Raw genomic sequence first — 5,401 nt, forward strand, 5'->3', positions numbered from 1 at the left:
GAGGTCGCACTGTGGGATCCGTACGTGCCCCCGCAGGGACAGTTCGCGGTGGCGAACGCCGTCGAGGCGCTCGACCTCGAGGTGCTGCCCGCCGGGCACGCGGAATACCCGGGATCGGATGCCGTCACGGCCGCAGCGATCCGCCGCGGCCGTGCACACCTCGAGCGCGTTCTCGGTACTTGAGTCCGACCTACCGCAGGTCGAACGTGACCCGCACGGGACCGACGATCGCCGACTCTCCCACGGTCACGACCGGCGCCCCCGACTCACCGGCGACGGATGCCGCATCCGAGCGCCCGCTCGCGGCGTCGAGCCGTTCTGCGTCGACGTCGAGCGTCACGACACTGCCCGCCGGTGCGTCGATGAACGCGTGCGCTCGGCCGTCGGTGCGCGTCCAGCGCACCCAGGGCTCATCCGCGGCGCGCGCGATCGCGGCATCCAGGATCTCAGACGCGAAGATCGCATCGCCGTGCACGTCGTTCCACGCACCGAGCTCGTCGAGCGTCTGCCGCTGCAGATCGGTGACCTCGCCCGCGGCCGTGAGGCCGATGTTGAGCAGCAGGTTGCCTCCGCGCGAGACGACGTCCACGAAGTGGCGGATCGCGCCGGCACCGTCGAGCGAGTTCGTCTCGTCTTCGAGTCGGTTGTGCCCGAACGAGAATCCGACGCCGCGGCAGTTCTCCCAGACGCCGCTTTCGGCATCCCTCCCCTGCTCGTACTCGCTGGTGCGGAAGTCCCAGTGCGTCTCTCCGAAGCGGTCGTTGACCACCGCATCCGGAACCGTCGCGTACAGGTGGTCGAAGAGCTCGACGAGACTCTTGTCGCCCTCGGGCTTGCCCGCATCGGGCCACTCGATGTCGCCCCACAGCACTGCGGGGCGATACCGGTCGATGAGGTCGATCGTGTGGTCGTATGCGTAGTCGGCGTAGGCCTTGTCGACAGGACGGTTGTTCGCCTCGATCTCATCTGCGATCACCGGGTTCTGCCCGAACCACCAGTCGAGACCCCCTGAGTAGTAGACCCCGAAGCGGATGCCGCGCTCGTCGGCCGCGTCCCGGAACTCGCCGATGAGATCGCGCTTCGGGCCGCGCGCCACCGTGTTGCGGTCGCCCGTACCCGGGGCATCCCACAGCGCGACGCCGTCGTGATGCTTGCTCGTCGGCACGAAGTACCGCGCACCCGTGCGGGCGACGAGGTCCATCACGGCACCGGCATCGAAGCGCTCGGCCTGCCACTGATCGATGAAGTCGTCGTAGTCGGCTCCGCCGTAGACCTCCTGCTGGTGCTGGTGCGCAGGGCTGCCCTCGATGCGGATCGTGTTGTAGTACCACTCGGCGTAGGGGTTGTGCGCGAACCAATGCGCGGAATCGAAGGTGCCGAGCGGGCCGATCGGCTCGGCCCACGCCGGGACCGAATACGGCCCCCAGTGCACGAAGATGCCGAGCTTCGCATCCCGGTACCACTGCGGCACCTCCCGCTCGAAGCGCTCGTAGTGTGCGGGGCGGACGGTGTCGCTCGTGAACATGGGTGCCTTCTCCTTCGTCGGTGAATGAAGTCGTGTCAACGGGTCACGCGGGGATGAGTCCCTCTGCGGCGAGCGCGTCCCACAGTTCGGCGGGAACCGTGGCGCTCGCCCATTCGGCGTTCTGCCGCAGCTGCTCGGGGCGGCTGCCGCCCACGACGACCGAGCGGACGACGTCGGACTGCAGGGGGAACTGCAGCGCAGCGGCCGGCAGCGGCACGTCGTGCTCGGCGCACACTCGGGCGATGCGCACGAGTCGGTCCCAGAGCTCGTCGGGCAGCTGTCCGTACTCGTAGCGTCCGTCGCGGCGCGGCTCGTTCGAGGCCAGCAGTCCGGAGTTGAAGACGGATGCCGCGACGATCCCGGTGCCCTTCTCACGGCAGGCAGGCAGCACCTCGGCGGCGGCCGGCTGCTCGAGCAGCGTGTAGCGGCCGGCGACCATGATCAGGTCGAGGTCGGCCGCGCGCACGGCCGCGGCGAGAGCATCCGACACCATCGATCCGATGCCGATCGCGGCCACCTCTCCGTCGGCCCGCAGCTGCTCGAGCGCCGGCAGCGCCTCGGCGAGCGCCAGGTCGAGATCGTGTCGCTCGGGGTCGTGCAGGTAGAGCAGGTCGATGCGCTCGATGCCGAGACGCTCGCGCGATTCGGCGAGGCTCGCGCGGATGCCGCCGGCCGAGAAGTCCCACACGCGCCGCAGGTCGTCGGGCACATGGAAGTCGTTGGCGGTGTCGAGCCCGCCGTCGTGGTCGGGGTTCGGTCGCAGCAGTCGCCCGACCTTGGTCGAGAGCACGTACTCCTCGCGCGGCTTGGTCTGCAGGAACGCGCCGAGGCGGCGCTCCGAGAGTCCGAGACCGTAGTGCGGTGCGGTGTCGAAGAAGCGGATGCCGCTCTCCCATGCGGCGTCGAGCACGGCCCACGCCTGGTCGTCGGTCAGCGCGCGGAAGAGGTTGCCGAGGTTCGCGGCGCCGTACCCGAGGGTCGGCACGCTCAGCCGATCACGCGACGACATGCTGCCCCGTCCACTCGTAGGTCGCGATGCTCTCGGCCTTCATCTCCATGCCGTTTCCCGGCGTCGTGGGCGCCATGTACGAGCCGCCCTGGATGTCGGTGGGGATCACGAAGTGCTCGTGCAGGTGGTCGACGAACTCGATCATCCGACCTTCGCGCGTTCCGGTGACGGCGACGAAGTCGAACATCGACAGGTGCTGCACGGCTTCGCACAGCCCCACACCACCCGCATGCGGGCAGACCGGCACTCCGAACTTGGCGGCGAGCAGCAGGTTGGCGATGTTCTCGTTGACGCCGGCGACGCGCACCGCATCGATCTGCATGACCGCGATCGCCTCGGCCTGCAGCAGCTGCTTGAAGATGACGCGGTTCTGCGCGTGCTCTCCGGTGGCGACGCGGATGGGCGCCACGCCCCGGGCGATCTCGGCGTGGCCGAGCACATCGTCGGGGCTCGTGGGCTCCTCGATCCAGGCGGGGTGGAACTCGGCGAGCGCGTTCACCCACTCGATCGCCTCCGACACCTCCCAGCGCTGGTTCGCGTCGATCGCGATCGGGAAGTCGGGACCGCAGACCTCGCGGGCCTTGCGGAAGCGGCGGATGTCGTCGTCGAGGTCGGCGCCGACCTTCAGCTTGATCTGCGTGAACCCGTCGGCCATCGCCTCACGGGCGAGCCGCTCGAGTTTCTCGTCGGAGTAGCCCAGCCAGCCGGGACTCGTCGTGTATCCGGGGTAGCCGGTGGCGAGCAGCTCGCGCTCGCGCTCGGCGCGGCCGGGCTCCGCGGCGCGCAGGATCTCGAGTGCGTCCTCGGGTGTGAGCGCGTTGGTCAGGTAGCGGAAGTCGACGAGGCCGACGAGCTCCTCCGGCGACATGCGCGCGAGCAGCTGCCACAGCGGCAGACCGGCACGCTTGGCCTTGATGTCCCACAGTGCGTTGATCACGGCGCCGATGGCCATGTGCATGACGCCCTTCTCAGGGCCGAGCCAGCGCAGCTGCGAGTCGCCGATGATGTCGCGGAACGTCGTGCCCATGTCGTCGAGCAGCGGTTCGATCTCGCGGCCGACCAGGTGCCCGGCGAGCGCGTCGATCGCGGCGACCTGCACGTCGTTGCCCCGACCGATCGTGAAGACGAAGGCGTGACCGTCGATGCCGTCCCCGGCGTCGGTGCGGACGATGACGTATGCGGCCGAGTAGTCGGGGTCGGGGTTCATGGCATCCGACCCGTCGAGGCTCAGCGACGTCGGGAAGCGGATGTCGGTCGTGTCGAGGGCGACGATGCGGCTCACGGGGTCCTCTCATGCACGGGGCGGGGATTCGTGCAGATCTCTTGGAGTGTAAACATCCGATGTCTATACTGTCAACGAGGCACGCCAGGTCGGCGCCGTCGAAACGGGAAAAGTCCCGGGAGATCAGGAGAGACAATGAAGTTCGCACGTCTGGGCCCCGTCGGCGCCGAGATCCCCGTCGTCATCGAAGGCGACCGCCACCTCGACCTGCGCACACTGACATCCGATGTCAACGGCGACTTCCTTGCCGGCGACTTCCGCTCTCGCGTCGCCGAGGCGATCGCCTCGGGCACTCTGCCCGACCTCGCGGATGCGGCGGCGATGCGCATCGGCGCTCCGATCGCCCGCCCGAGCGCCGTCATCTGCATCGGCCAGAACTACGCCGCCCACGCGCGCGAATCGGGCGCTGAGCCGCCCACCGTGCCGATCATGTTCCTGAAGACGCCGAACACCGTCGTCGGCCCGGACGATGCCGTCACGATCCCCCGAGGCAGTGAGAAGACCGACTGGGAGGTCGAGCTCGGCATCGTCATCGGAGCCCGCGCCGCCTGCCTCGATTCGCCGGAGGAAGCGGACGCGCACATCGCCGGCTACGTCGTGGCGAACGACGTCTCGGAGCGCGCCTTCCAGATGGAGGTCTCGGGCGGGCAGTGGTCGAAGGGCAAGATCGCCCCCGGCTTCAACCCGACCGGCCCGTGGCTGGTCACCCCCGACGAGGTCGACGTCGACGATCTGCGGTTGCGCAGCTGGGTCAACGGCGAGGCCCGTCAGGACTCGAACACGAACGACATGATCTTCGACGTGCGCGCGATCGTGCACCACCTGTCGCAGTACGTGACGCTCGAGCCCGGCGACCTGATCCTCACCGGCACCCCGCAGGGCGTCGCGTTCGGCGGCAGGTTCCCGTACCTGAAGGCGGGCGACGTCGTGGAGATCGAGATCGAGGGACTCGGGCATCAGCGCCAGGAGTTCGTGGCATGGGAGGCACAGAAGTGAGCAGCGCACTCGACGGACTCGTCGCGATCGTCACCGGCGGAGCATCCGGGATCGGGGCGGCCATCGCCGCCCGCCTGCAAGCCGACGGCGCGCAGATCGCGGTGCTCGACCGCGACATCTCCGGAGCGGATGCCGTCTTCGCCGCGTTCACGGCCGACGTCTCGGACCGTGCGTCGGTGGATGCCGCCGTGGCCGCCGTCGCCGAGAAGTTCGGCCGCATCGACATCGTCGTGAACAATGCCGGCATCGGCGCGCAGGGCGACATCAGCGCGAACGACGACGAGGAGTGGGCACGCGTGCTCTCGATCAACGTGACCGGCATCGCGCGCGTCACGTCGGCAGCGCTGCCCTGGTTGAAGAGGTCGCCGAGCGCGGCGGTCTGCAACACGGCTTCCATCGCCTCGACGACCGGGCTTCCGCAGCGCGCGCTGTACAGCGCGTCGAAGGGCGCGGTCTCGGCGCTGACGCGCGCCATGGCTGCCGACCACCTGCGCGACGGCATCCGCGTGAACGCCGTGAACCCCGGCACCGCAGACACCCCCTGGGTCGGACGCCTGCTCGACTCGGCAGCCGACCCGGCCGCCGAGCG

The 5,401-nt window shown here is 69.2% G+C and carries 5 protein-coding genes and 1 pseudogene; 3 read left to right on the forward strand and 3 right to left on the reverse strand.

Annotated elements, in window-relative coordinates; translation table 11 throughout:
• Nucleotides 1-183: pseudogene (locus tag RTM68_RS16675) on the forward strand (acetylesterase); the annotation flags it as partial.
• Between the two features lie 7 nt (nt 184-190).
• Here RTM68_RS16675 and RTM68_RS16680 read toward each other — a convergent pair.
• The 3 genes from RTM68_RS16680 to RTM68_RS16690 are packed head-to-tail and all read right to left on the reverse strand — an operon-like array spanning nt 191 to nt 3,816.
• Nucleotides 191-1,525, reverse strand: a complete 1,335-nt coding sequence (locus RTM68_RS16680; protein ID WP_312173078.1) for an alpha-L-fucosidase — start codon at nt 1,523-1,525, stop codon at nt 191-193.
• 43 nt (nt 1,526-1,568) lie between these two features.
• Nucleotides 1,569-2,534 (reverse strand): aldo/keto reductase, encoded by a 966-nt coding sequence (locus tag RTM68_RS16685; protein ID WP_312173080.1) that lies wholly within the window; start codon nt 2,532-2,534, stop codon nt 1,569-1,571.
• Nucleotides 2,521-3,816, reverse strand: coding sequence for an L-fuconate dehydratase (locus tag RTM68_RS16690; protein ID WP_312173082.1), 1,296 nt, complete (start codon nt 3,814-3,816; stop codon nt 2,521-2,523). Before RTM68_RS16690 ends, RTM68_RS16685 begins: the two co-directional genes overlap by 14 nt.
• A 135-nt stretch (nt 3,817-3,951) precedes the next feature.
• Here RTM68_RS16690 and RTM68_RS16695 point away from each other — a divergent pair, with 135 nt between their 5' ends.
• Together RTM68_RS16695 and RTM68_RS16700 are read left to right on the forward strand one after the other, a co-directional pair.
• Nucleotides 3,952-4,812 carry a fumarylacetoacetate hydrolase family protein gene (locus RTM68_RS16695; protein WP_312173083.1) on the forward strand — a complete coding sequence of 287 codons (861 nt, stop codon included), beginning with the start codon at nt 3,952-3,954 and terminating at the stop codon, nt 4,810-4,812.
• Nucleotides 4,794-5,401 (forward strand): SDR family oxidoreductase (locus tag RTM68_RS16700; RefSeq protein WP_312173085.1); only part of this gene is annotated, 608 nt, incomplete at its 3' end. The genes RTM68_RS16695 and RTM68_RS16700, both read left to right, overlap by 19 nt.

Origin of the sequence: Microbacterium sp. (assembly GCF_031988965.1) — a bacterium.
Classification (GTDB): domain Bacteria; phylum Actinomycetota; class Actinomycetes; order Actinomycetales; family Microbacteriaceae; genus Microbacterium.

What these genes read in the sequence shown, in the direction of transcription:
- RTM68_RS16680 (WP_312173078.1), bottom strand. Translation starts at nt 1,525, where the DNA reads ATGTTCACGAGCGACACCGTCCGCCCCGCACACTACGAGCGCTTCGAG.
- RTM68_RS16685 (WP_312173080.1), bottom strand. Translation starts at nt 2,534, where the DNA reads ATGTCGTCGCGTGATCGGCTGAGCGTGCCGACCCTCGGGTACGGCGCC.
- RTM68_RS16695 (WP_312173083.1), top strand. Translation starts at nt 3,952, where the DNA reads ATGAAGTTCGCACGTCTGGGCCCCGTCGGCGCCGAGATCCCCGTCGTC.